Source organism: Paraburkholderia nodosa DSM 21604, from assembly GCF_000519185.1.
Taxonomy (GTDB): Bacteria; Pseudomonadota; Gammaproteobacteria; order Burkholderiales; family Burkholderiaceae; genus Paraburkholderia; species Paraburkholderia nodosa.
Window position 1 is genome coordinate 46,643 of record NZ_JAFA01000037.1, and the last position, 25,318, is coordinate 71,960.

General features: G+C 68.4%; 24 protein-coding genes and 1 other RNA gene. 14 read left to right on the top strand and 11 right to left on the bottom strand.

All coding sequences use genetic code 11. From position 1 onward, the window contains the following. Window positions 1-6: 6 nt before the first annotated feature. Together A3CW_RS48645 and A3CW_RS0135315 are read right to left on the bottom strand one after the other, a co-directional pair. Window positions 7-4,503 carry a translocation/assembly module TamB domain-containing protein gene (locus A3CW_RS48645; protein WP_051481933.1) on the bottom strand — a complete coding sequence of 1,499 codons (4,497 nt, stop codon included), beginning with the start codon at window positions 4,501-4,503 and terminating at the stop codon, window positions 7-9. Window positions 4,504-4,564: 61 nt separating this feature from the next. After that, complete coding sequence (locus A3CW_RS0135315) at window positions 4,565-6,406, bottom strand: autotransporter assembly complex protein TamA (protein ID WP_407669798.1); 1,842 nt, start codon at window positions 6,404-6,406, stop codon at window positions 4,565-4,567. A gap of 313 nt (window positions 6,407-6,719) precedes the next feature. On the opposite strand from A3CW_RS0135315, the gene A3CW_RS0135320 reads away from it, so the two are divergent. The 4 genes from A3CW_RS0135320 (at window position 6,720) to panD (ending at window position 9,463) form a co-directional block, all read left to right on the top strand. Further along, window positions 6,720-6,905 (top strand): DUF3460 family protein, encoded by a 186-nt coding sequence (locus A3CW_RS0135320; RefSeq protein WP_028207745.1) that lies wholly within the window; start codon window positions 6,720-6,722, stop codon window positions 6,903-6,905. Beyond that, window positions 6,905-7,819: a segregation and condensation protein A gene (locus tag A3CW_RS48650; RefSeq protein ID WP_169739131.1), complete on the top strand. Its 915-nt coding sequence runs from the start codon at window positions 6,905-6,907 to the stop codon at window positions 7,817-7,819. Before A3CW_RS0135320 ends, A3CW_RS48650 begins: the two co-directional genes overlap by 1 nt. A gap of 316 nt (window positions 7,820-8,135) precedes the next feature. After that, complete coding sequence (panC, locus tag A3CW_RS0135330; protein WP_028207746.1) at window positions 8,136-8,978, top strand: pantoate--beta-alanine ligase; 843 nt, start codon at window positions 8,136-8,138, stop codon at window positions 8,976-8,978. Window positions 8,979-9,076: 98 nt separating this feature from the next. Beyond that, a complete protein-coding gene (gene panD / locus A3CW_RS0135335; RefSeq protein WP_028207747.1) occupies window positions 9,077-9,463 on the top strand; it encodes an aspartate 1-decarboxylase in 387 nt (128 codons plus the stop codon). A gap of 54 nt (window positions 9,464-9,517) precedes the next feature. On the opposite strand, the gene A3CW_RS0135340 is transcribed toward panD, so the two are convergent. Beyond that, a complete protein-coding gene (locus tag A3CW_RS0135340) occupies window positions 9,518-10,144 on the bottom strand; it encodes a ParA family protein (RefSeq protein ID WP_028207748.1) in 627 nt (208 codons plus the stop codon). 209 nt (window positions 10,145-10,353) lie between these two features. Between A3CW_RS0135340 and A3CW_RS0135345 the strand changes: the two genes are divergently transcribed. Continuing rightward, window positions 10,354-10,773, top strand: coding sequence for a PaaI family thioesterase (locus A3CW_RS0135345; protein WP_028207749.1), 420 nt, complete (start codon window positions 10,354-10,356; stop codon window positions 10,771-10,773). Window positions 10,774-10,790: 17 nt separating this feature from the next. On the opposite strand, the gene A3CW_RS0135350 is transcribed toward A3CW_RS0135345, so the two are convergent. Further along, entirely contained in the window at window positions 10,791-12,320 is a 1,530-nt protein-coding gene (locus tag A3CW_RS0135350; RefSeq protein WP_028207750.1) for a cobyric acid synthase, read from the bottom strand. A gap of 129 nt (window positions 12,321-12,449) precedes the next feature. On the opposite strand from A3CW_RS0135350, the gene cobU reads away from it, so the two are divergent. The 4 genes from cobU to A3CW_RS0135370 are packed head-to-tail and all read left to right on the top strand — an operon-like array spanning window position 12,450 to window position 15,865. Next, window positions 12,450-13,004, top strand: coding sequence for a bifunctional adenosylcobinamide kinase/adenosylcobinamide-phosphate guanylyltransferase (cobU, locus tag A3CW_RS0135355; protein WP_028207751.1), 555 nt, complete (start codon window positions 12,450-12,452; stop codon window positions 13,002-13,004). Beyond that, window positions 13,004-13,939 carry an adenosylcobinamide-phosphate synthase CbiB gene (gene cbiB, locus A3CW_RS0135360; protein WP_028207752.1) on the top strand — a complete coding sequence of 312 codons (936 nt, stop codon included), beginning with the start codon at window positions 13,004-13,006 and terminating at the stop codon, window positions 13,937-13,939. Before cobU ends, cbiB begins: the two co-directional genes overlap by 1 nt. After that, on the top strand, window positions 13,932-14,957 hold the full coding sequence (cobD, locus tag A3CW_RS0135365; protein WP_028207753.1) for a threonine-phosphate decarboxylase CobD: 1,026 nt from the start codon (window positions 13,932-13,934) through the stop codon (window positions 14,955-14,957). The genes cbiB and cobD overlap by 8 nt, the downstream gene beginning before the upstream one ends. Then, window positions 14,957-15,865 carry a cobalamin-binding protein gene (locus tag A3CW_RS0135370; protein ID WP_028207754.1) on the top strand — a complete coding sequence of 303 codons (909 nt, stop codon included), beginning with the start codon at window positions 14,957-14,959 and terminating at the stop codon, window positions 15,863-15,865. The genes cobD and A3CW_RS0135370 overlap by 1 nt, the downstream gene beginning before the upstream one ends. An 18-nt stretch (window positions 15,866-15,883) precedes the next feature. On the opposite strand, the gene cobC is transcribed toward A3CW_RS0135370, so the two are convergent. Genes cobC through A3CW_RS0135395 form a run of 5 tightly spaced genes read right to left on the bottom strand, consistent with a single transcriptional unit; the run spans window position 15,884 to window position 20,261 of the window. After that, window positions 15,884-16,474, bottom strand: a complete 591-nt coding sequence (gene cobC / locus A3CW_RS0135375) for an alpha-ribazole phosphatase (RefSeq protein ID WP_028207755.1) — start codon at window positions 16,472-16,474, stop codon at window positions 15,884-15,886. Continuing rightward, window positions 16,459-17,235 (bottom strand): adenosylcobinamide-GDP ribazoletransferase, encoded by a 777-nt coding sequence (locus A3CW_RS0135380; protein ID WP_028207756.1) that lies wholly within the window; start codon window positions 17,233-17,235, stop codon window positions 16,459-16,461. Before A3CW_RS0135380 ends, cobC begins: the two co-directional genes overlap by 16 nt. Window positions 17,236-17,245: 10 nt before the next feature. Then, window positions 17,246-18,310, bottom strand: a complete 1,065-nt coding sequence (cobT, locus tag A3CW_RS0135385) for a nicotinate-nucleotide--dimethylbenzimidazole phosphoribosyltransferase (protein WP_028207757.1) — start codon at window positions 18,308-18,310, stop codon at window positions 17,246-17,248. Between the two features lie 41 nt (window positions 18,311-18,351). Then, on the bottom strand, window positions 18,352-19,197 hold the full coding sequence (locus A3CW_RS48655; RefSeq protein ID WP_051481934.1) for an ABC transporter ATP-binding protein: 846 nt from the start codon (window positions 19,195-19,197) through the stop codon (window positions 18,352-18,354). Further along, window positions 19,194-20,261 (bottom strand): FecCD family ABC transporter permease, encoded by a 1,068-nt coding sequence (locus tag A3CW_RS0135395; RefSeq protein WP_051481935.1) that lies wholly within the window; start codon window positions 20,259-20,261, stop codon window positions 19,194-19,196. The genes A3CW_RS48655 and A3CW_RS0135395 overlap by 4 nt, the downstream gene beginning before the upstream one ends. Before the next feature lie 388 nt (window positions 20,262-20,649). Between A3CW_RS0135395 and A3CW_RS0135400 the strand changes: the two genes are divergently transcribed. The 5 genes from A3CW_RS0135400 (at window position 20,650) to A3CW_RS0135415 (ending at window position 23,036) form a co-directional block, all read left to right on the top strand. Further along, window positions 20,650-21,003 (top strand): hypothetical protein, encoded by a 354-nt coding sequence (locus A3CW_RS0135400; RefSeq protein ID WP_028207759.1) that lies wholly within the window; start codon window positions 20,650-20,652, stop codon window positions 21,001-21,003. Continuing rightward, window positions 21,000-21,314, top strand: coding sequence for a cell division protein ZapA (locus A3CW_RS0135405; protein WP_028207760.1), 315 nt, complete (start codon window positions 21,000-21,002; stop codon window positions 21,312-21,314). The genes A3CW_RS0135400 and A3CW_RS0135405 overlap by 4 nt, the downstream gene beginning before the upstream one ends. 115 nt (window positions 21,315-21,429) lie before the next feature. Continuing rightward, window positions 21,430-21,611: non-coding RNA, 6S RNA (ssrS, locus tag A3CW_RS50645), on the top strand. Window positions 21,612-21,724: 113 nt separating this feature from the next. After that, the gene (locus A3CW_RS0135410; protein ID WP_028207761.1) at window positions 21,725-22,183 is read left to right on the top strand and encodes an EVE domain-containing protein; all 459 of its coding nucleotides are present in this window, start codon (window positions 21,725-21,727) and stop codon (window positions 22,181-22,183) included. A 118-nt stretch (window positions 22,184-22,301) separates the two neighbouring features. Next, window positions 22,302-23,036, top strand: coding sequence for an SIMPL domain-containing protein (locus A3CW_RS0135415; RefSeq protein ID WP_028207762.1), 735 nt, complete (start codon window positions 22,302-22,304; stop codon window positions 23,034-23,036). A 99-nt stretch (window positions 23,037-23,135) separates the two neighbouring features. On the opposite strand, the gene lgt is transcribed toward A3CW_RS0135415, so the two are convergent. Next, window positions 23,136-24,050: a prolipoprotein diacylglyceryl transferase gene (gene lgt / locus A3CW_RS0135420; RefSeq protein WP_028207763.1), complete on the bottom strand. Its 915-nt coding sequence runs from the start codon at window positions 24,048-24,050 to the stop codon at window positions 23,136-23,138. Between the two features lie 234 nt (window positions 24,051-24,284). Next, a complete protein-coding gene (locus tag A3CW_RS0135425; RefSeq protein WP_028207764.1) occupies window positions 24,285-25,244 on the bottom strand; it encodes a LysR family transcriptional regulator in 960 nt (319 codons plus the stop codon). Window positions 25,245-25,318: the final 74 nt, after the last annotated feature.

Consider the following 25,318-nt stretch of genomic DNA (forward strand, 5'->3'; position numbering starts at 1 on the left):
GAGGCGCTAGCGGCGCAGCCGATCGAAACGCCGCGTATAAAGAATATCGGCGCCGTTGAAGGTGCCGCCGTACACCACCAGCGACCAGTAGCGCGAGAGGTTGATCGTGGCCTTCACCGCGTTCGACGCCGACTGCAGGCCCTGTTCGTAGCCGATCACGAGACGCTGGTTGATGGCCTTCGCGATCATCACGACCTCGGTGTCGGTCAGGCCCACCTCGCTGCGGCCGATCGAAAATTCGTCGAGGCCGATGCTCTGCGCAATGCGCTTGCCTTGCGCGCTGCCGAGCAGGGCGAGCGCCGTCGTCATCGCGCTCTGCTGGCCGAGGTTGTTGCCCTGGTCGGTGCCGTGCCCGAATAGCAGCCAGGAGAGCTTTTCGTTATCGGGCACGTTGGGCTCGGACACGAGCCGCACCGAAGGCGCCTGCACGGTGCCGGTGACCTGCACGCCCGCCTCGACCTGCTGGTTGCGCCGCATGGCGAGAATGTTGATGCCCGGATTGCCCACCGGCCCGTTGAACGTGAAGAAGCCATTTTCGATATTGAGCTTGGTGCCGAACGCCGTGTACGTGGAGCCTTCGGTCACGCGCACGTTGCCGACCGCGCGCAGCGGGACGTCCGGCGCGCTGTTGACCGAGATCATGCCTGCGAGGCCCAGATCCGCGCCCTGCCCGCGGAAGCGGAAGTCGTGGCCGAGATCGATGTCGATGTTTGCACGCGGCGCGAAGCGCGGCGCGGGCCTGGTCGATGCCGTTTCCTCGATGGGCGGCCTGCCGCCCACCGTCGTGCCGTCGGGGCGCACGATCACGACGTCGTCGCCGAGCGAAGGCGCAGGTAACTCGGGCATGTCGAAGAGCGCGTGATCGACGGTGAACTTGCCGTCGATCTGCATGCCGCCGAGATGCCCGCCGTTGGCGATGCTCGCGCTGCCGGACAGCGACAGCTTGCGGTCGGGCGAAGCGAAAAGCTCGAGCTTGTCCGCGACGATGCTCGCGGTGAGATCGGGCTCGGCGTTGTCGAGGCGCACCTGGCCCTTTGCGCGCAGCGTGCCGCTCGTCGCGCCGTGGAACTCCACCTGCTGGAAGTCGACGAGGTTCTGCGAGAGCGCGATGCGGATCACGCCGTCCTTCAACTCCACGCCCTGGTCGACCACGGTGGCCGAGATGCCGTCGCCGACCAGCGAGCCCGTGAGATTCGGCTTCGCGACCGTGCCGCCGAGCGCGAGTTGCAGCGCGAGATGGCCGTCGAGCAGATAAGTCGGGCCGAGCATGCCGCCCGTGTTCCTGAGCGAGGGCACGTTCGCCTTGATGGTGCCGCCGATCGGCGCCTCGTCCGCGACAGTGAGAATGCCGTCGCGCGGCATGAGTGTCGTATAGGCGTCGATGTCGAGCACGCCGATGCGGCTCGCCTGCGCATGCGCCGTGAGCGTGAGGCGGTTGCCGCCGCTGAAGGCCGCGCGCACGTTGAGCTCGCCCACGCCGAGCGAGGCAAAGCCGCGGCCGACCTCGGTCGTGATGTCGCCCGAGCGGCGCTTGATCTGCACATAGCCGGTGGCCGTCGGGCCGACGGCGAAGTCCCAGTCGCCGTCGAAGATCAGGTCGGTCCTGAGCGTCGACGGCACGCCCGTGAACTGCTGCCGGATCTGCATGATGCGCGCGAGCGACACGTTGGTGAGCGTGCCCGCCGAGCGGATGCGGCCATGGTCGAGATCGAACGATTTCAGGTCGAGCGACGCGCCTTCCCCCGTAATACGCGTCGCGCCGAGCGTGACCTTGCCGGGGCCCGCGCTCACCGTGAGCGGCGACTGCAGCTTCACACCGGGCACGCCGCGGTTCTCGAGTTGCGTCACCGTGCCGTTCCAGCGCGTGCCTTCGCGCGTGTCCTGGAGGCCGCCGTTGGCCGCCACCACGAAGTCGATCGGCTGGCCCTGCACCTTGCCCTTCGCGCTCGCGCTGAGCGTGTGCTTCGCGCGCGTGCCGTCGAGGCGCGCGGTGAGCGTCGCGATGTCGACGCCCGCCACGGCAATGTCACTCGCGTCGGTGCTGAAGGCGAGCGCGCCGTTCGCGCCGTCGCGCGCGAGGGCCCGGCCCTCGGCATGGCCGACGCGGTTATCGCCGAACACCACGTGGTCGGCCTTGTAGTCGAGCGAGACGTCGGGATGCGCGAAGGTGCCGGTCACGTCGCCGTTCGCCGCGAGCTGGCCCGCTATGCCGAAGCCGAGCCGGTCGAGCTGCGGCGCATCCACGCGAAAGCGCAGGCGGTCGCCCCGCGCGCCGAAGCTGCCTTGCAGGTCCACGGTATTGCCCGCGACCGAGAGGTTCGCGCGGCTTGGCAGAATACGCGAGCCCGCCAGCTGGATAAGGCCCTGGCCCGTGAGCGGCAGGTCGTCGTAGACGCTCGGGCCGAGCTTGAACTCGGCCCGCGTCGTGAAGGTGGGCGCGAGTGTGCCGCTCGCATTGAGCGTGCCGTTCACGCGCGCCTCGATGCGCCGGCCTGCGGGACGCGTGGCCGGTCGCGGCTTCGCTACAGGTTCGGCCGCCCCGGCCTGCTCAGTCTGTTTCGCGTTCTCCACGCGCTTTTGCGCGGCGGCCTGCTCGCCCGATTGCGCGGGATTGAGCGACGGGTTCAGTGCCGGATTGAGCGCGAGATTGCGTTGCTGATTGAGCGCGTCGGCGGCGGGTTGGGCCGCGGGCCGCGGCCGGGCGGCCAGCGCGGGCGACTTCGCGGCCGGGCGCGCCGGCGTTTGCGGCGTGAGCGACAACGGATCGAAATTGGTCAGCACCGCCTTGAGTTGATACGTGGAACTGGCGTCGTGCTTGAGCGCGCCCGACAGGTCGATGCGCCCCGCCCCCGAAGTCAGCCGCACGTCGTTGAGCGAGAGGCGCGCGGGGTCCTGCGTGATCTTGCCCTGCACGCGCAGCGCCGCCCTCGGATCGGCGAGATCGAGCGTGACGCTCTGCACGTCGCCGTTCAGCCGCACGCCGACCGGCCCCGCGAATTGCGTGGCGCGCACGCTCGACTGGATCGCGTTGAGGTCGAGGGCGGCCACCTTCAGGTCGAAGCGTCCGTCGCGCCCGCTGATCGTCCCGCCTCCGGTGATCGTCGCGTTCTTCACGAGACGCACGGCGAGCTTCGGGATGCGCTGCGTCTTCGCATCGAGCACGACGTCGGCGTGGGCGTCGATGAGCGGCAGCAGCTTTTCGTCGATGGCGCCCGGCTTCGCGTTCACGATCGAGACCGCGCCCGCCACCGTGAAGCCAGCCGCATTGCTGCGCGCGCGCGCCGCGTCGGCTGCGGCCGAGGCGGCGGAGGCAGCCGCGGCATCGGGCTTCGCGCCACCCGCTGGCGCCGATGCCGACGCCGGCACGGAAGCCGGCGTCACGTCCGACACCGCCGCCGCCCCCGACGCCACCGCCGCGAGCGCCGCCGGCACGCCCGCCGCACCGCCCGGCACTGGCTGCAACTGCGCACGCACCGCGAGGTCGGCGAACGGCGCGCCCGGCGCAAACGCCTGCGGATTGACATGATCGAACGCGAGCGTGACGCGCTGCAGCGGCACGGAAGCGAACGGCGTGGCCTCCACATGCGCGCGGCCGGTGAGCTTCATGCCGCTTGCCTCGACATCGGCCGTGAGCGCCTCGAGCGAGCCGGCGAGGTTTGCGCTGACCTGCACGTCTTCGCCGTTCACCTTGCCGGAGTAGCCCAGGTCGCCCGTGAGCGCGAACGGCCGCACGCCGTCGAGCTTCGCCTCGGCGCTCACCGCGCCAAAGGGCGTGTCGAGACGCTCGATGGCGGCCTCGTGATGGCGGCCGTCGCTGCGTCCGTGGAACTGGAAGTGCGAGAACTCGTTGGTCGAGGTGCCTTCGTGCACCGTGAGCTTGTCCACCTGCAGGTCGCGGATCTCGAGCCCGAGCGGCAGCTGCAGGTTTTCCGGCAGCTTCATGGGCGAGGAAGGCTCGTGCGACGGCACGATGCGCATCTCGATGTCGCCGGCGTGCAGATAGTCCACCACGAACCGCCAGGGTTTCTGGCCGAATCCCTGCAGCTCCCACTGGCCGCCGATGCGGTCCACCTTGAGCGTGGTGCCGTCCGTGCCGCGCCAGCTCACGTTGGAAAAACGCACACCGGTCGCAAGCGTGCCGCCTTCGAGCCTGCCCGCGAGCTTGCCGTCGAGCAGCCTGACTGCCGCGCGCCACGCGTAGGCCGTGCCGCGCTCGGTGGTCAGCACGCCATAGAGCAAGCCGGCGACGAGCCCGACGAGCAGCACCGGCACGACGATCGCCCAGGCAAGCGCCTTCCAGAGCCGCGGCCCGCGGCGCCGCGGCGGCGCACCATTGTTGTCGCCTGCACCGCCCGCGCCGCCGTCGCCGCCGTCGCCGCCATTGCCTCCATCGCCGCCGGGTTCGCCGCGCGCTTCATCGTCCGGGCTGCGGCCAGCCTCCCCCGGCGGCACCGCGAACGTGGCCGTCAGCCATGCCACCGCAGTGAGACGACGCGCGCTCATGCCGCCCCCTCGCCGTGCGGCGCAGGAGGCGTTGAAAAGCGGAACAGCGAGCGCGTCATCATCAGAAGGCGATCCCGAGTGTCAGATAAGGCCGCACGCTGTGAGTGCGAAAGCCATAGGCGAGATCGAGGTTGACCGGCCCGACGGGGCTGCGCCAGCGCGCGCCGATACCCGCGCCCGGATCGAACTCCTTTTCGCCCCAGGTGTCGGTGGCGGTGCCGACGTCGAAGAACGCTGCGCCGCCCCAGTCGTGACTGAACCAGTGCTGGTACTCGGCTGAGCCGGTGACGAGGTACTTGGTCGGCAGGATCGAGCCCGACTGGTCGTTACCGATGCTCTGGAACGAGTAGCCGCGCACCGAGTTCGAACCGCCCGCACGGAACAGCAGCGACGCGGGGATGCCGCTCGACGGACCGCTCGTGAACACGCCGCCCAGTTCCGCGCGGAACACCATGATGTCGCTGTGGCCGATCGGCAGGTATTGCTGGCCGCGCATGTAGGCGCGCAGGAAGCTTTGCTCGGCGCCCACGTTCTTGAGCGCGACGCCCGCCTCCATGCGGATGATGTTGCCCGAGCGCGGAAACAGCGGGTCGTCGACATTGCGGCGCGTCCAGCCCCATGTCGGCACGAGCGCATAGGCCCGCGAGGACGGCCCCACGTTCTGCGTGAGGCGGTCGTCGTAGAACATCAGCGCGTACGCGTAGTCGATGTTCTGCGAGGTGCGCGTGCGCTGGACACCGACACGCGCGCTATAGATGTTCGTGTCCGAGACGTCGGTGGTCGTGTAGGACGCGACGAGGCTGTTGGTCCAGGCGCGCGGGCCCGGCGGCATCGAAAGCTGGACCTGACCGAACTTCTGGATCTGGTCGAGCCGCCCCTGCACCTGGAACGGCCACGCCGCCCCGAACGTGTTCAGGTAGGTGTAGGAGCCCTGGACGTGCGCACCGGTGTCGGTCGAATAACCCACGCCGCCGCGGAAGTTGTTGTAGGGGAACTCGCTCACCTTCACGTGCACGGGCGTCTCGAGCGGCTTTTGCGTGTTCGCGTCGACGTCGATCGCCACGCTCGCGTAGTACGGCGTGTTCTGCACCTGGCGCTGCAGTTCGGCCACGCGCTTCAGGTCGTAGATTTCGCCCGGCGAGAGCGGATTCACGTTGTCGATGATGTAGCCCGGATAGCGCCGCGGCCCCGAAACATCGAGCTTGCCCAGCGTGAAGGTCGGCCCGCTGTCGAACGTTACGGAAAGTTGCGCGTCATGTCTGAGCGGATCGACCCGCGCCTCCGAAAACGCGATCTTGGCGCCGAGGTAGCGGCGCGCCTGCAGTGCCTTGAGCGAGGCATTCTTGGCGTCGTCCCAGCCCGACTGCGTAAAGGCGTCGCCGTCGTGCAGCGAGAACGCGAAGCGCGCGGTGTTCTCCTGCGCCGGGTCTTCCGTGAGGACCGGGCCGCGAAACACGAGCTTCACCGAGGAAATCGTCGTGCGCGGCCCCGGATCGACGCTCACCCGCACGTGCCGCCTGCCGTCGATCGTGCGCACGTCGGTACGCACGACCGGCGTGAAATAGCCCGCCGTCGAGGCGAGGTCGCGTACCTGCTGCGGCGCCGCGGTCACGAGGAACTCGAACTGGTCCTCGTTCACGTCGGCGCGCGTGGCAAAGCGCGCAATGTCGAGGTGCGTCTCGAGCAGCTTGCGCAGGTCGCGCGGCGAGGCCTGGATATCGACGTCGTAGTAGGTGCGCGGGCGCATCCACGGCAGCAGGGTGGTCAGGATGTCGGCCCGGGCGGGCGGCGCCACGGCGCAGAACTCGGCGAGGCACACGATCAGGCACGCGGCGAGCCGTGGCCGCGCCGCCCGCGAGGGGCGCCGCCGTGCGCACAATGCTTCGATCACCCATCCCGCCAAACGCCACCTCCGGCCGTCGTAGAACTGGTTGCCACCGGTTGCGCCGCTCGCGCGCAGGGCACGGGAAGCGGCAACGGGCGCAAACGCGTTATTTCACCACATCGGCGCGTCAAAACCCCAGGAGGAGGCGCAAAGCGTGCCACAACGCCGGCGCAGCCGGACGCATGGCGCGCGCGGAGCGGCCCGAGGCATGGCCGACGCGCGCTGCGCCCGCGCGGATGTTCCGCGGCGTTGGCTTGCGGTAAAATTGCCGCCGACAGAATTAGCGGCGCGGCGCAATCAGGCGCCCCGCCTTACTGGACGGACGTCAGCCATGTATCAGTCGGACATCACGCAGTTCATCAACCAGCTCAAGCAGCAAAAGCCGCAGCTCGAAGAACAGCAACGCAAGGGCCGCGCGCTCCTGTGGGACAAGCAGCCGATCGACCTCGACGAGCGCGAGCGCCAGCAGGCTTCGCGCGTGAGGCAAACGTCTTACGTCTACTACCAGAACTTCTGATGGCCGAGGCCGACGGAGCCGGCGCGCCGCCAGCAGGCGAGCACGCGGCCAGTCACGCGGGCCACGCTGCCGGGCAAACGCCCGGTGAGGCGCTGACCACGCCCGCAACCGACTCGACGCCCGACACGGTCGACGGCGTCGCGTTCGCACGCCTTTACGGCGAGCCGCTCTTCAAGCTCCCGCAGGACCTCTACATCCCGCCGGACGCGCTCGAAGTCTTCCTCGAGACCTTCGAAGGCCCGCTCGACCTGCTGCTGTACCTCATCCGCAAGCAGAACTTCAACGTCCTCGACATCCCGATGGCGGATGTCACGACCCAGTACCTCGGCTATGTCGAGCAACTGCGCAAGACCAACCTCGAACTCGCAGCCGAATATCTGCTGATGGCGGCCATGCTCATCGAGATCAAGTCGCGCATGCTGCTGCCTGTAAAGAAGGCCGATACGGGCGAGGAAGCCGAGGACCCGCGCGCCGAACTCGTTCGCCGCCTGCTCGAATACGAGCAGATGAAGCTCGCCTCTCAGCGCCTGGATCAGTTGCCGCAGCTCGGCCGCGACTTCCTGCGCGCCGAGGTCTTTATCGAACAGAGCATCACCCCGCGCTTTCCCGACGTGGACAGCAACGACCTGCGCGCCGCGTGGGCCGACGTCATCAAGCGCGCGAAGCTCGTCCAGCACCACAAGATCTCGCGCGAGGAGCTCTCGGTGCGCGAGCACATGAGCATCATCCTGCGCCGGCTCCAGGGCGAGCGTTTCATGGAGTTCTCCGAGCTGTTCGACACCACGCGCGGCGTGCCCGTCGTGATCGTGAACTTCATCGCCATGCTGGAGCTGTCGCGCGAATCGCTCATCGAGATCACCCAGCCCGAGCCGTTCGCGCCGATTTACGTGCGGCTCGCGTATTTGCCGGCCTGATTCCTGGCCCGCCCTTGCCCGGGCCCGCGCGCGGCGAGCCATTAAATAGGACCGCATCGCGCAGGACCCTCCGCCGGGCCGCACAGCGGAACGCCAGGACAACCCCCTACCCGAGGCGGGTGCGCCGCATGCACAAATCCACTACAATCGCCCGCGCCTGCCCGGTCTCGTCCCATATACGGGGCACACGAAACACTTGCCGCGCCATCCGCGCGGACCGGGCGCGCGACGTCCGCTCGCGGCCCTTCGTCCGGGTCTCTGGCTTGCGGCCGTGCCACCCAAGTCTTGCCCCGCGCGAGGCATAAAGCATCCGATCATGAAAGTCATTAGCTCGATTCAGGAATTGCGCGACCAGATGCGCGGCCAAAACCGCACCGCGTTCGTGCCGACCATGGGCAACCTGCACGAAGGCCATCTCTCGCTGATGCGCCTCGCGCGCCAGCACGGCGACCCGGTCGTGGCGAGTATCTTCGTCAACCGGCTGCAGTTCGGCCCGAACGAGGACTTCGACAAGTATCCGCGCACGCTTCAGGACGACATCGAGAAGCTGCAGAAGGAAAACGTCTATGTGCTGTTCGCGCCGACCGAGCGCGACATGTATCCGCAGCCGCAGGAGTACCGCGTGCGCCCGCCGCACGACCTGGGCGACATTCTGGAAGGCGAATTCCGCCCCGGCTTCTTCGAGGGCGTGTGCACGGTCGTCATGAAGCTGATGTCGTGCGTGCAGCCGCGCGTGGCCGTGTTCGGCAAGAAGGACTACCAGCAGCTCATGATCATGCGCGGGATGTGCCAGCAGTTCGCGCTGCCGACCGAGATCGTCGCCGCGGAAACCGTGCGCGACACCAACGGCCTCGCGCTCAGCTCACGCAACCGCTATCTGAGCGACGCCGAGCGCGCCGAGGCGCCGCAACTGGCAGGCGTGCTGCGCGCGATCCGCGAGTCGGTGCTGTCGGGCCGCCGCGACTTCCAGCAGCTCGAACTCGACGCCATGGCGACGCTCGCCGCGCGCGGCTGGAAGCCCGACTACATTGCGATCCGCAAGCGCGCGAACCTGCTGCCGCCCGCGCCGGGCGTGGCTGGCGACGCCGAGTCGCCGCTCGTCGTGCTGGCTGCCGCCAGGCTCGGCGCGACGCGCCTGATCGACAACCTCGAGATCTGAGGCCCGCGGGCGGCCGCGCCGTCCCGCTTTCACCCGATAACCCCAGATTCCGCCTACCCGCGGCGGGCCGCGCGCCCGTCCGCCTGAGGAGACCCTCCATGCAACGCCATATGCTCAAGTCGAAGATCCACCGCGTCGCGGTCACGCACTGCGAGCTGCACTACGAAGGCTCGTGCGCCATCGACGAAAACCTGCTCGAAGCGGCGAACATCGTCGAAAACGAGCGCATCGACATCTGGAACATCAACAATGGCGAGCGCTTCACGACCTACGCGATCAAGGGCGAGCGCGGCAGCGGCATGATCTCGCTGAACGGCTCGGCCGCGCGCCGCGCACAACTGGGCGACCTCGTGATCATCGCGGCCTTCGCGAACGTGGAAGAGGAAGAGCTCAAGGCCGGCTGGAAGCCGGACCTCGTGTTCGTGGACGAGAACAACCGCATCAAGGGCAGCCGCGACCACGTGCCCACGCAAAGCTGGAGCTAAAACGCGGGCCTGGCCGGCGCGGCTCATCGGGCCCGCGCCGCCGTCCCTGCGCGCTTATTTGCCGTCGACCCAGCCGAGAATCGACTGCCACTGGTCGAGGTCCTTCTCGACCCGGCTCTTCGCGACGTCCCACAGCGTGAGGCCGTGCGCAGCGAGCTGCACGTAGTTCTGCGTGTCGCGCAGATAGCCCAGCACGGGCAGCTCCAGGCCTTCGACGAAGCGCTGCAGCTGCTCGGCCGAGCGCGTGCGCGCGTCCACCCGCATGCCCACCACGCCCACCTGGATCGCGCCCTTGCGCACGGCCTTTTCCTTGGCCAGGCGGTTCAGGAAGTCCTGGGTGGCGAGAATGTCGAACATCGAGGGCTGCAGCGGCACGATCACCCTGTCCGCCAGCTCGATGATCGCCCCGAGCCGGTTGCCATGCAGGCCGGCGGGCGTGTCGATGACTGCGTGCTCGAGCCCTTTGGGCGGCTTTGCCGGGTCGTCCAGATCGACCTGCCAGCTTTCGATGGCCGGCAGCGTCGCGGGCCGCAGATCGAGCCAGGCGTGCGAGGACTGCTGCCGGTCGAGGTCCGCGAGCGCCACCCACTCGCCCTGCGCGGCGAAATAACCGGCCAGATTGGTGGACAGCGTGCTCTTTCCCACGCCGCCCTTGGGATTCGCCACCACGATTACCGTCATGAATGCTCCCGTCAGGATGGCTGGCGCATGGCCAGCCGGATTGCCGTGATTTTGCGTGATGCGTTGTTCGATACCTGGCGAGGCGCCTTGCAGACGAACCGGCGCCCCGAATCAACCGTCCGATATTATCGGCAAATTGCGCGCCGCCGAAGCCCCCTCGCGAGCGCGCACCCGCAATGTTCATATCAAATCAAGGAGACTGACCGAGCATGAGCACGCTACGCCACGACATCACGATCGAATCCCTGCTCGAGAGACAGCGCGGCCGCCTGCCCGATTTGCTGGGCTTTCGCCCGCTGGTCCTCGAGCAAGGCCTGCTGCGCGCCGAACTCGACGTGCGCAGCGACCTGCTCGCCCCCAATGGCTTCCTGCACGCCGCCACGGTAATCGGCCTCGCCGACACGGCCTGCGGCTACGCCTGCCTCGCGCACCTGCCGCCCAACGCGAAGAACTTCACGACCATCGAGATCAAGAGCAATCATCTCAGCACCGCGCGCGAAGGCACGATCTCGGCCGTGGCGAAGGGCGTGCACCTCGGGCGCAGCACCCAGGTCTGGGACGCCACCGTGAGCGGCCCGGACGGCAAGACCATCGCGCTGTTCCGCTGTACGCAGATGGTGCTTTACTGAGCCGGTCAGCCGCGCTTTTAGCCGATTACGCCGAACACCTTCTCCAGATCGAGGCTCGCCGCGAGCGTGTCCGCGAGCCGCTCCAGCGACGCCTCGCGCAACGCCGGATAGTCCACCGCGCGCGCCTGCGCGAGCCCGGCCCAGCGCAAGAGCGCCGCGCACGCCTGCGGCGTGTCGAACAGGCCGTGCACATAGGTCGCGAGAATCTGGCCATCCGCCGAGCGCGCGCCATCGGGGCGCGTCGCCCCCTCGTCGCCTACAGCAAGCCATAGCGCGGGCGATTCGAGCGAGCGTCCGCGCGTCTCGCCCATATGGATTTCGTAGCCCGCCACGCGCGCCGGGCCCGCGACCGTATCTCCATCCGCGCCTTCCAGCGCGAGCGCGCCCGTCACGTTCTTCAAGGTCTTTTCGCGCGTGAGCACGGTCTCGTAGTCGAGCCAGCCGAAGCCCTCGACCGCGCCCGGCTCGCCCTCCACGCCATGCGGATCGGCAATCGCGCGCCCGAGCATCTGCATGCCGCCGCAAATGCCGATCACGCGCCCGCCATAGCGCAGATGCCGCGCGAGCGCCGTCTCCCAGCCCTGGGCGCGCAGCCACGCGAGGTCGTCGCACACGTTCTTCGAGCCCGGCAGGATCACGAGATCGGAGGCGGGCGGCGCTTCGCCCGTGCGCACATAGGTGAAATCGACCTGTGGATGCGCGCGTAGGGCGTCGAAGTCAGTGTGGTTGCTGATGTGCGGCAGCGCCGGCACGATCACGCGCAGCGTCTCGCCGCCAGCCTGTGCGCCGCTGTGGGCCGCGCCGGGCAGCATGTCCTCGGCGTCGAGCGTGAGGCCGTGCAGATACGGCACGACGCCCAGCACCGGCTTGCCCGTCTGCTGCTCGAGCCAGGCGAGGCCGGGTTCCAGCAGCGTGCGGTCGCCGCGAAAGCGGTTGATGACGAAACCTTTGATTCGCGCGCGCTCGCTCTCCGAAAGACAGGCCAGCGTGCCGATCAGATGCGCGAACACGCCGCCCCGGTCGATGTCGGCCACGAGCACGACCGGGCAATCGACCGCCTCGGCAAAACCCATGTTCGCGATGTCGTTGGCGCGCAGGTTGACTTCGGCGGGGCTGCCCGCGCCTTCCACGAACACCGTGTCATAGCGCGCGCGCAGACGCGCATAGGACGCCAGCACGGCCTCGCGCGCGAGCGGCTTGTAGTCCTGGTACGCGCGCGCGCCCAGGTTCATGCGCGCCTTGCCGTGGATGATGACCTGCGAGCCGAGGTCGCTATTGGGTTTGAGCAGCACCGGATTGAGGTCGGTATGCGCCTCGATGCCGGCGGCGACGGCCTGCAGCGCCTGGGCGCGGCCGATCTCGCCGCCGTCCACGGTCACGGCGCTGTTGAGCGCCATGTTCTGCGGCTTGAACGGCGCGACGCGCGCCCCCGCGCGGCGCGCGAGGCGGCACAGGCCGGCGACGAGCGTGCTCTTGCCGGCGTCGGAGGTCGTGCCCTGGATCATCAGCGTGCCGGTGGGTACGCGGGCGGGTAGCGTGGCGGTCATGAAGCGCTTGGGTGGGCGGCGAAGGCGAACGCGCATTATCCCATCGCCCCGCCGCCCGATGCAGGACCACGGCGCGACATTGGCCGAACGGACAACGGCGGGCCTGAGCGCAGCCGTTACAATCACGCGATGAATTCGCGCGATCTCACCTTCATCGTCGGCGGCGCGCGCTCGGGCAAGAGCGCGCACGCCGAACGCCTCGCCGCCGCGAGCGGCCTGCCGGTCACGTATATCGCCACCGCGCGCGTGACGGCCGACATCGAGTTCGCCGAGCGCATCGGCCACCACCGCGCGCGCCGGCCTGCGCACTGGGCGCTCGCCGAGGCGCCGCTCGATCTCGCTCTCGCCCTCGACGCAGCAGCGGCGCCCGGCCAGTGCGTGCTGATCGATTGCCTCACGCTGTGGCTCGCGAACCTGCTTTGCCCCGCCGACTCCGAAGCGCCGCTGCCCGACTGGCGCGAGCGCCTCGACGCCTTCGCCGCCGCCTGCGAGCGCGCGCAAGGCACGGTGCTCGTGGTGAGCAACGAGATCGGCATGGGCGTCGTGCCGATGGGCGCGGCCACGCGCCTTTACGTCGACGAACTCGGCCGCCTCAATCAGCGCATCGCGGCGCTCGCCGACCGCGCCACGCTCGTCGCCGCAGGCCTGCCTCTGGTGCTCAAAGCGCCGCGCGGGACCTCATGATGCTCTCGCTACCCGTCACCGCCGCGCTCGCCGTGGCCGGCGTCGCCGTGGACCGCTGGCTCGGCGAGCCGCGACGCGCCCACCCGCTCGTCGCTTTCGGCCGCTACGCGAACCGCCTCGAAGCGCGCTTGAACATAGGCCGCCGCGGCCGTCCGCTCGGCCTCGTCGCATGGCTCGCCGCCGTTGCGCCGCCCGTCGTCGTCGCCGCGCTGCTGTGCGCGCTGCTGCCCTGGCCGCTCGCCTGGGCGCTCCACGTCGCGCTGCTCTGGTTCGCGCTCGGCGCGCGCAGCCTCACGGAGCACATCGCGCCGATCGGCGCCGCGCTCGCCCGGCGCGACCTCGCAGCCGCGCGCGAGTTGACGGGCCGCATCGTCTCGCGCGACACAGCCGGGGCAGACGCCACCGCGCTCTCGCGTGCGGCCGTCGAATCGGCGCTCGAAAACGGCAACGACGCGATCTTCGGCGCGCTGTTCTGGTTCGCGATCGCGGGCGGCCCGGGCGCCCTCGCGTTCCGTCTCGCCAACACGCTCGATGCCATGTGGGGCTACCGCACGCCGCGCTTCCTGCGCTTTGGCTGGGCGGCCGCGCGCATCGACGACGTACTCAACTGGATTCCCGCGCGCCTCACGGCCGCGAGCTACGCGCTGCTCGGCGATACGCGCATGGCGCTGCGCTGCTGGCGCGAACAGGCGCATCGCTGGGAGAGCCCGAACGCGGGCCCGGTGATGGCCTCCGGCGCAGGCAGCCTGAACGTGCTGCTGGGCGGCGCGGCCGTTTACCACGGCATGCTCGAGGAGCGCCCGGCGCTCGGCGCGGGCTCGCCGCCGCGCGCGCAGCATGTGGATGCGGCTCTGCGGCTCGTCGAGCGCACCACCATTTTGTGGCTCGCGGCGCTGCTCGCACTGGCCTTCGTGAGCGTAGCGACCCATGTCTGAGCAGCCAACCGCACTCGTCGCGCACGGCGGTAATCTGCACGAAGCCGCACAGCGTTACGGCATCGCCTGGGACGCGTGGATCGACCTCTCCACCGGCATCAATCCGCATGGCTACCCCGTGCCGCCGGTGCCGCCCACGGCATGGCGGCGCCTGCCCGACGACGGCGACGGCTTCGCCGCGTGCGCCGCGCGCTACTACGGCGCACCCGATGCCCGCCACGTCTTGCCGGTGGCGGGCAGTCAGGCCGCGATCCGCGCGCTGCCGGCGCTGCTGCCGAGTGCACGTGTCGCGATTGCACCGCTCACCTACGGCGAGTACGCACCGGCGTTCGCGCGCGCGGGCCATGAGATCGTGCCGCTCGACGTCATGCAGGACACGCTGCCCGATACCGTCACGCATGCCGTCGTGGTGAATCCGAACAATCCGACGGCCACGCATCTTGCTGCCGACCGCCTGCTGCATTGGCATGCACAACTCGCGGCGCGCGGCGGCACGCTGATCGTCGACGAAGCCTTTGCCGATGCGTTCGGCCACGAGCGATCCGAAACGCTTGCGCACGCAACCCGCCGCGCAGGACTCGTCGTGCTGCGCTCGCCCGGCAAGTTCTTCGGGCTCGCGGGCGCGCGCTGCGGATTCGCGCTCGGCGCACCTGCCCTGCTGGCCGCGTTGCGCGCGAGTCTGGGCGCGTGGACCGTGAGCGGGCCGGCGCGCCACGCCGTCACCCATGCATTCGAAGACAGCGCGTGGCAGAACGAGGCGCGCATTCGCCTCGCCGCCGAAAGCGCGCGCCTCGTCGCGCTGTTGCGCGTTCACGGCTTCACGCTGCACGCCACGCCACTGTTTGCGTGGATCACGGACCCTCGCGCGCCGGCGCTGCAGGACGCCCTCGCGCGCCACGCCGTGTGGACGCGCCGCTTCGACGCGCCGGCCAGCCTGCGCTTTGGCCTGCCCGCGTCCGAAGACGAATGGCAGCGCTTCGAAAGCGCACTCGGGCAAGCCATGCGGACGATCGGCTGATGCGCGCAGCCGCCATGGCGCTGGCACTGCTGGTCGCGACGATCCTGCCGTGCGCCGCGCATGCGACCGTCACCGCCATCGACGACGCCGGCAACACCGTCACCCTCCCCGCGCCTGCGCAGCGCGTGGTGAGCCTCGCGCCCCACATGACCGAGCTGCTCTATGCCGCGGGCGGCGGCGCGAAAGTGGTCGGCGCCGTGGCCTACAGCGACTACCCGCCCGACGCGCAAAAGGTGCCGCGCGTGGGCGACAATCGCGCGCTCGACCTCGAGCGCATCGCCGCGCTCAAGCCCGACCTCATCGTGGTCTGGCGTCACGGCAACGCGCAGCAACAGCTCGATCGTCTGCGCGCGCTGCACATCCCCCTCTTTTTCAGCGAGCCGCATAAGCTCGACGACGTCGCGACCTCGCTCATGCGCCTCGGCGTGCTGCTCGGCACCGAAGACACCGCGCAGGCCGCCGCGACTGTTTATCGCCGTGACATCGCGCAGCTGCGCGCACGCTATGCGCAGCGCGCACCCGTGAGCGTGTTCTACGAAGTCTGGGATCAGCCGCTGATGACCCTCAACGGCTCGCACATGATCAGCGACGTGATCGCGCTCTGCGGCGGCCGCAACGTGTTCGCGGCGCTCGAACCGCTCGTGCCGACGGTAACGACTGAAGCCGTCCTCGCCGCCAATCCCGATGCGATCGTCACCGCGTCACAGGGCGCGACCTCGCCGGACCGCCCGCTGCCGAGCCTCGAGCGCTGGCGCGCCTGGCCCGCGCTAGCCGCGGTTGCGCATGGCAATCTCTTCGCCATCGACGGCGATCTGCTCACGCGCCCCGCGCCGCGCATCGCCCTGGGCGCGGCGCAGTTGTGCAAGGATCTCGACCTCGCCCGCTCGCGCAACGCCGCGGCGCATTGATTCGCTATCCTCAGCGACTTACCAGGCGTTCCAGCGCGCGAGCAGCCATAGGGCGCTCGACGAGTCGTAACGCAAATGCACGATGGCGCCCATCTCCAGCGGCCAGCGCACGCAGCGCGCGAGCGGTACGCCGAGTGCGCGCGCCGTGACGGTGCGAATCACGCCCGCATGCGTGACGGCCCAAACGGTGGACTTCTCGCGCGCGTCGAGCGCGTCGAACCAGCCGCTCACGCGCGCATCGAACTGCGCGACGCTCTCGCCGCCATGCTCGCGCGCATGCTCGAAATTCGCGGCCCATGCGTCGATCTGCGCGCGCTCGATAGCGTCCCAGCGCTGCATCTCCCACGCGCCGAAATCCATCTCTGCGAGGCATGCGTCGGCTTGCGGCGTGTAGCCGCGCGGACGGCCAAGCGCCGCCGCCACGCTCGCGCAGCGCGTGAGCGGGCTCGTTTCGATACGTTGCGGTTCGCGCACGCCGAGCGCCGCAATCCGCCCGGCAATCGACGCGGCCTGCTGCGTCGCGTCGCCCGCGAGCGGCACATCGCTCGCGCCGTAGCACACGCCCGCATCCACCGCCACGGCGGGATGACGGATCAGAACGAGATCCATGCGAGCCCCACGAGGTAGATGGCAATCTCGAACACCTGTTGCGCGAAGCCGAGACAATCGCCCGTATAGCCGCCGATGCGGCGCACGAAGTAACGCCCCAGCCCATAGCGCAATCCGGCGAGCACGACGAGCGTCGCTGCGCCCGCGCGCCAGTCGGGCGCGCCGGACCCCGCCGGCCAGAACAGCCACGGCAAGCCGAACACGCACGCGCACAGCCACGCGGGCACGCTCATGCGCTGCGCGACGGGCTTGGCCTTGCCCTCGGGACGCACATACTCGAGCGAGACGAGATAGCTGATCGCGCACGCGCGGCTCGCGGCATGGCCGGCGATCATCAGCATCGCGGCGCGCGCCGGCGGCAGTGCCGCGAGCGTCTGCCACTTGAGCGCGAGCGCCACCACGAGCCCGATCGCGCCGAACGCGCCGATGCGCGAATCGTGCATGATGCGCAGCACGTCCTCACGGGCGTACGCGCCGCCGAATGCGTCGAGGCAGTCGGCGAGACCATCCTCGTGGAAAGCGCCCGTCGCGAGGAGCGTGACCGCCATCGACAGCAACACGGCCACGTTCGCCGGAAACACGCGCAACGCGGCGAGATAGACGAGCGCCCCAAGCGCGCCGATCAACGCGCCGACGAGCGGAAAGTAGCGCGCCGCCGCATTGAGCCACGCGGGCTCGAAGCCCACCCAGCGCGGCACGGGCACGCGCGTGAAATAGCCCAGCGCCGTGAAGAAATAACGCAGCTCCGCAAGCGGATTCATCGCGCGGCGCTCAGGCGTGGCGATCACTGCGATTGTCGACGCCGGCCGACTCGAAGCTCGCCATGTCGTTGAGGAACGCCACCGCCGCGCGCAGCAGCGGCACCGCGAGCGCCGCGCCGGTGCCCTCGCCCAGACGCAGATCGAGCGCGAGCAGTTCGCGCGCGCCGAAGTGATCGAGCATGCGGCGGTGCCCCGCTTCGTTCGATGCGTGCGCAAACACGCAGTAGTCGCGCACGTTCGGCGCGAGCGAGTCGGCCACGAGCAGCGCCGAGGTGGCGATGAAGCCGTCCACGAGAATCGCCATGCGCGAGCGTGCCGCTTCGAGGTACGCGCCCGTCATCATCGCGATCTCGAAGCCGCCGAACGCGGCGAGCACGTCGAGCGGCTCGCGCGCGTCGGCATGATGCGCGAGCGCCGCCGCGAGCACATTGCGCTTTTTCGCAAGGCCCGCATTGTCGAGGCCCGTGCCGCGCCCGACGCATTCGTCGATCGGCACGCCGCACAGCCGGCTCATCAGGCACGCGGCCGACGACGTGTTCGCAATGCCCATTTCGCCGAAGCCGATCACGTTCGTGCCGAGCGCCGCGTGATGGCGCACGCGCCCAGCGCCCGCGGCGAGCGCGGCGATGGCTTCGTCGCGCGTCATGGCGCGCTCGCGCGCGAAGTTGCGCGTGCCGGCCGCGATGGGCACGTCGACGAGTGTCGGCGACGGCGGCAGCGGCGTCGCCACGCCCGCGTTGACGACTTCGAGCGTGAGTCCCGCCACGTCGCTGAACACGTTGATCGCCGCGCCCCCTGCCACGAAGTTCGCGACCATCTGCGCGGTCACGGCCTGCGGATACGGGCTCACGCCTTCGGCGGCAACGCCGTGGTCCCCTGCGAACACGATCATCACGGGACGCTCGACGCTCGGGTGCGTCGTGCCCTGGATCATGCCGAGCTGGCGCGCCAGTGTTTCGAGGCGGCCGAGACTGCCGGGCGGTTTGGTCTTCGTGTCGATGAGGCGTTGCAGTTCGTCGCGCAACGAGAGGTCGAGCGGTTCGACGGCGAGCAGTTCGGTAAGCGATGACGTCATGGTGTGTTTCGTTTCGAAGTGATGCGGGCGACGGCGGCGTACTAGTGCACGCCGTTCGATCCCGGCGAATGCGGTGATGAAGATGTCGAGCCGGGTGCAGGGACGAGTGCAGGGACAAGCGCCTCGTGCGCGCCCTCGCGTATCAGCACGAGCGGATGACCGAATGCGGCGCTCGCGCGCTCCGGCGTGAGCACATCGCGCACGGGGCCCGCGTGAAAGCCGCCGCGGCCGTCGAGCAGGAGCGCGTGCGTTGCGAAACGCCGCGCAAGATTGAGATCGTGGCACGAAAACAGCACCGTCCGCGCTTCACTGCGCACCCAGTGCGAGAGCGCTTGAAGACACGCGATCTGATGATGCAGGTCCAGATGCGCGAGCGGCTCGTCGAGCAGCAGGAGCGCCGCGCCCTGGCACAGCGCGGCGGCGAGCGCGACACGCTGGCGCTCACCGCCCGAGAGCGACAGCACATCGCGCGCGGCGAACGCTTCGAGGCCGAGCGTGGCGAGCGCGGCATGCGCGGCGGCGCGATCGGCGTCGCCTTCCCAGCCCCAGCCCGAAAGATGCGGATAGCGATTGAGCAGCACAGTGTCGATCACGCTCGCACCGAAGGCGTCACGCTGGTCCTGGGGCATCAGCGCGCGGCGCTGCGCGAGGCGCACCGGCGGCCACTGCGAGAGCGCGATGCCCTCCACTTCCACGCGTCCCGCCGAGGGCTCGCCCAGGCCCGCAAGCGCGCCGATCAGCGTGGTCTTGCCCGCGCCATTCGCGCCCACCACGCACCAGATTTCGCCAGCGGCAAACCTTTGCGTGAGCGATTCCACGAGCGTGCGCGCGCCCGCGCGCAACGTGAGCGCGTGGACCGCGAGCGGGGGTGGATGCGTATCGCTCATCGTCCGCGCCTCGCGAGCAGCATCCACAGGAAAACGGGCACGCCCGCGAGCGCAGTCACGACGCCCACCGGCAACTGCGCGGGCGCCGCTACCGTACGCGCGACGAGGTCCGCGCCCATCACGGCCACGCCGCCCGCGAGCGCGGCGGCGGGCACGAGCATGCGCTGGTCGTTGCCGAACGCGAGGCGCAGCATGTGGGGCACGACGAGCCCCACGAAGCCGATGGTGCCGCCCGTCGTCACGGCAGCGGCCGCCGCGAGCGACGCGGCAAGATAAATGCCCACGCGCAGACGCAGCACCGGCACACCGAGCGCCTGCGCAGCAGCGTCGCCGCGCAGCAGCACGTTGAGCATCGGCGCGGCGGGCACGATGCACGCAAGGACCACGCCAAGCGTCGCGAGCGCGGGCCATGGCGTGCTCGCGCCATTGAGATCGCCCGTGAGCCAGAACAGCATGCCGCGCAAGCGCGTGTCAGGCGCGAGCGTGAGCAGCAGCGTGATCAATGCGCCCCAGCCTGCCGCCGTCACCGCGCCCGTCAGGAGCAGCCGCGGCGAGCTGTCTTGCGGCTCGCCGCGCCACAACTCGCGGCGCGCGAGGCCGAGCACGAGCAGGATCGAAACGAACGCACCCGCACACGCGCTCGCCTGCACGCCCCACCACGCCACGCCCGCGATCATCGCCACGAGTGCGAATGCGGCAGCGCCCCCCGAAACGCCCAGCACATAGGGCTCCGCAAGCGGATTGCGCAGCAGCACCTGCAGCAGCGCGCCCGCCAGCGCGAGCAAGCCGCCACATGCAAAACCCGCCAACGCGCGCGGCAAGCGCAGCGTGCGCACGATTTCGACCGCCATGTCCGGCGCGCCGTGCACGTCATGTGCGGGAGCCAGCGCCGCCAGCGCCTGCGCAAACGTCACGCTCACGCTGCCGGTTGCGAGCGATGCAACGAACACCACGAGCGCCACTGCTGCGAGCGCGCCCCAGATCATGCTCGCGCGGCGCGCACTCATCGAGCGGCGCGGCAACGCGTGCAGCGGCGGCACAGCGTGGGACTCATCGCGGCTCATGGAACGCATCGGGAAACTCGGCGGCGGAATTCAATCAAGTTCACACAGAAAGACAATAGGGCTATCGCAGGCCACGACAGAGCGAGTATGTTTATCGCGAAAGATTCAGCATGACGCGTAGCAGAAGCGGCATGGCACAAGCCGTTCGCGAAAGCACTGGCAAAAAACCATGAATCCGTGATGTTATAACGCGCGGACCACGATCGAGACGATGCGCTGCGCGCGCGGCTTTGGCAAATTACGTTCCCGCCCGGCCTATGCAGCACACGTAGCGAGGGTTTCGGGCCTGATTCGGGTAAGAAGCCGGGTTGTTACGTCTGGAAACGACACAATTATCAAAATACGCGTTAATCCGCGCTAGAATGCCTGTCTTTAGAGGACGCAGCACATGCTCAACGAACTCGAAACACTCTCACAAAACATCGGGCGGCTGATCGAGATTAATCAGCGCCAACACGAAGCACGCCTCGCACTCGAAGAGCAACTCGCGCAGCTGCGTGCGCAATGCGACGAAACACGCACCGAACTCGAACAGGTCCGCGAGGAGCGCGCCGCGCTGCAAGCCGAGCGCGATGCACTCTCGGCCAAGATCGACGATGCGCAGGTGCGGCTGAACGCGATCCTCGAAAAGCTGCCACGCGCACGCGCAGGTAACGAGCGCGACAACCAGCTCGATCTGCTTGAGCCGTCGCAGAGCAACGACGACGACAGCAACGCGGCCCGCCACGGAGAAAATGCATGACCACCAAGCAGATCGAAGCGACGATACTCGGCCAAACCTATCGCCTCGTCTGTTCGCCGGAAACGGAACAGGCGCTGCTCGAAGCCGTGGCGCGCGTGGACGCCGAAATGTCGAAGATCCGCAATCACAGCAACGTGCGCGGCATCGATCGCATCGCCGTCATGGCGGCGCTCTCGCTCGCCTCGGAACTGCTGCGCCTGCAAACGAGCGTGCGACACGGCGAAGCATTCCCAGCCGAAGAAATCCGTCGTACAATGCGCCAAATGAACGAACAACTCGGCGCTGTGATTCACCAGTACGGTGTGCAATAAGCGCTGTCGTACATCGCAGTTGTAAGCGCTAATGTGCGGTATGATGTTGTTCATAGGTAGCGTTGATTTGTTTAGAAACGCGCGTTTCTAAACACGCTGCCAACCAGTTTAGTCAGCTTCCCTGCCTGGTTCGCCAAGGTCATATATTCCTTGAACCAATGCCATGTGCACGGTTGCGGAAATTTGTAGCACGGGCGTGCGCGTCACACAGTCTGATGTACCCGAAGTGCTGCTAACTGCGACCAATTCTGAACCCTCGGTTCAGGATGCCGGCCTAGCGGCTATGGCGGGGACCTATTCAAACGGCATCGGACCACAGTCCGATGCCGTTTTCCATTGTGCGGCCTGCACTTGCCTTGTTTCGTGGCGCGCACGCTCGCCCCTCCCCCTTTCGACGTGAACTTCGACTCATGCGCTACTGGCTGATGAAGTCCGAACCCGACGAAGCAAGCATCGACGACCTCGCAAACGCGCCGCAGCGCACGCTGCCCTGGACAGGCGTACGGAACTATCAGGCGCGCAATTTCATGCGCGACACCATGCAGCAAGGCGACGGCGTCCTGTTCTATCACTCGAGCTGCCCTGAGCCCGGTATCGCGGGCCTCGCGCAGGTGTCGTCCACGGCCTACCCCGATCCCACGCAGTTCGATCCGAAAAGCGCTTACTACGACGCGAAATCGACGCACGAGAATCCGCGCTGGATACTCGTCGACGTCGTGTTCAAGAAGAAGTGCCCGCTCATTGCGCTGGCCGCCTTGCGCGAGCACCAGGAACTCGCGGACATGAGCGTGCTCGCCAAGGGCAATCGCCTTTCGATCACGCCGGTCACGACGGCCGAGTGGAACTTCATCACAAAACATCTGATGTGATGCGGTGTTGACGCGGCCGGGCACGCACACAGCATTCGTGCGCGACTTCAAGCACAATCGCGCACAGTCGCGCGTCACGTATGCCTCGCGCGCGACGCCAGTTCTGCAAGGAGCCTCAATGAACCGAAAAACCGCCGTCACGCTCGCCGCCGCATTGGCTGCCGCCCTCCCCCTCGCCATGACACTCGCGCCGGGCACCGCGTTCGCACAGAGCGACGCGCGCTTCCAGCAGCCCTCGGGCGTGCTTTCGCTTTCCGCGCAGGCTAGCGCCGAAGTGCCTCAGGACGTCGTCAACATTACGCTGTTCTACGAACAGGAAGCGAACGATCCCGCGTCGCTCACCGCAACGCTCAATCAGCGCGCCGACGCCGCGCTCCAACGCGCCAGAGGCGTCGCGGGCGTGACCGCGCACTCCGGCCAGTTCTCGATCTTCCCCTCCACGGATCGCGACGGACGCATCTCCGCCTGGCGCGGCCGCACGGAAGTTGTGCTCGAGTCGCATGATTTCGCCGCGGCGTCGAAGCTCGCCGGCGACCTCTCGTCGATCATGCAGGTGGGCAACGTGCAGTTCTCGCTGTCGCCCGAGGCGCAGCGCGCCGCCGAGCAAAAGCTTTCGGGCCAGGCCATCGCCTCGTTTCGCGACCAGGCGCTCTCGGCCACGCGCGCGTTCGGCTACAGCAGCTACACGATTCGCGACGTGAACGTGGGGCACTCGGGCGTGATGCCGCGCCCCATGATGATGATGAGCGCGCGCGCCGCTTCGGCTGACGCGAAGATGTCGGCGCCGGTGCCGCTCGAAGGCGGCACATCCACGGTGACGGTCAACGTCTCCGGCTCGGTGCAGATGAAGTAAGGCGCGCCATACAAGCAGTTCAGGCGCGCAAGTAAAAAGGCCACGGTGAAAACCGTGGCCTTTTTCATGGGCTAAAACGCGGAGTGCGTCGTGCGCGTGTCAGCTCTTTGCGCCCGCTACCTGCGCGCCGTCGTTGCCACGCCTGGCGCGGCGATACGCCCACGCCATCAAGCCAATTCCCACGATGATCATCGGCAGCGAGAGCCACTGGCCCATCGAGAGGCCGAGCGCGAGCAGGCCGAGGAAGTCATCGGGTTCGCGTGCGAACTCGACCGTGAAGCGCGCGAGACCATAGCCGATCAGGAACATGGCCGAAATTGCGCCAACGGGGCGCGGCTTGCGCGCGAACAGAATCAGCACGATGAAGAGCGCGATGCCTTCCAGCGCGATTTCATACAGCTCCGAAGGATGGCGCGGCAGCAGATGGTACTGCGCGAACACTTCGTTCAGATGCCACTGCGCGGCCAGTTGCGGATGCGCGGCGAGCCACGCGGCGTCGTCGTTCGCGGCGCCCGGAAACAGCATGGCCCACGGCGAGTCGGGCGAGGTCACGCGGCCCCACAGCTCGCCGTTGATGAAGTTGCCGAGACGGCCAAAGGCGAGTCCCGTGGGCACCATCGGCGCGACGAAGTCGGTGACTTGCAGCCAGGTGCGGCCGCGTTGCCACGCGAACAGAACCATCGCGAACGTCACGCCGAGGAAGCCGCCGTGAAACGACATGCCGCCTTCCCACACCTTGAAGATGTCGAGCGGATGCGCGAAATACCAGCTCGCCTTGTAGAACAGCACGTAACCCAAGCGCCCGCCGAGTATCGTGCCGAGCACACCGTAGAACAGCATGTCGTCGATGTCTTTCGCGGTCCAGCCCTGCGCGGCCACGTAGGGCAGACGCAGGCGCAGACGGCCGATCACGATCGCCAGAATGAAGCCGACGAGATACATGAGGCCGTACCAGCGCACGGCGAGCGGCCCCAGATGAATGGCGACGGGGTCGAAGTTCGGGTGGATGAGCATCGTGGATGAAGTCTTGTCGGCGATATCGATTGAAATCGGGTTGTAAGCAGTACGCGCCGCTCACGCAAGCGGGCAAAGCGCGTTGGACGTTTGCAAAGCGGCGAGGTTCGCCGCCAGCACGTCATGGCGTGACATTATCGCCGACGCGAGGGGGCGCGAACCAAAATGCACGTTTGGCGATGCGCGGCGAGTGTCACGGTGACAGATGACGTGCGCGGCACACCCAGCTTCCGGCTAGCCCTCGCGCGCCGGCCCGCCCGCCGTCGCCGCGTGCGCGCGCACGATCTCGATGAACGCCGCGAGCACCGGGCTCACCTCGGCCGAGCGCCAGACGAGGCCCGTTTCGATGGCCGGCACCGCCCCGGTGAGCGGCCGGTACACGACGCACGTGCGCCGCAGATGGCGCAGCGACTGCGGCACGAGCGCCACGCCCATGCCGGCCGAGACGAGGCTCACGATCGTCTGCATCTGGATCGCTTCCTGGCCAATGAGCGGCGCGAGGCCGGCCGCGCCGTAGCAGTCCATGATGGTGTCGTAGAAACCGGGGGCCAGATGGCGCGGAAAAACGACGAGCGGCGCATCGGCGAGATCGCGCAGGCTCACGGGCTCGTCGTGCCAGTCGTCGGCGCACGGGCCGCCAAGGCGCGCCGAAAGCGCCGTGGGCATCGCGACCACGAGCGGCTCGCGCGCGATCGGCTGGTAAGCGAGCTGGGCCGCGTGGCGCGGCGGCACGGGTGCGATCACGAGGCCGGCGTCGATGCGGCCCGCCACCAGCTCTTCCACCTGCACGTCGCTCGTGGCTTCGGCGAGCTGCAGGCGCACGCGCGGATAGCGCGCGCCGAAGTCGCGCAGCAAAAGCGGCAGCAAGCCGTAGTCGGCGGTCGAAACGAAGGCCAGCGCAAGCACGCCCGCCTCGCCGCGCGCGAGGCTCTGGGCGAGCGGCCGCAGCGCTTCGGCGCTCGCCAGGAGGCGCCTCACCTCCGGCAGCAGATCGGCGCCCACGGCCGTCAATTCGACCGAACGGCGCGTGCGCGCGAACAGCTCCACGCCCAGCGTCTCCTCCAGCGCGCGAATGGCCTGCGAAAGCGGCGGCTGCGTCATCGACAGGCGCGCCGCCGCGCGGCCGAAATGCTGCTCCTCGGCCACGGCGACGAAATAACGAAGCTGGCGCAGATCGGGGATAGTCGGATTCATCGGCAGCGGTCTCGTATTGATATGTTTTTCGACTCAATAGACCACGAATAATATATTGGACAGCGCTCTCGCGA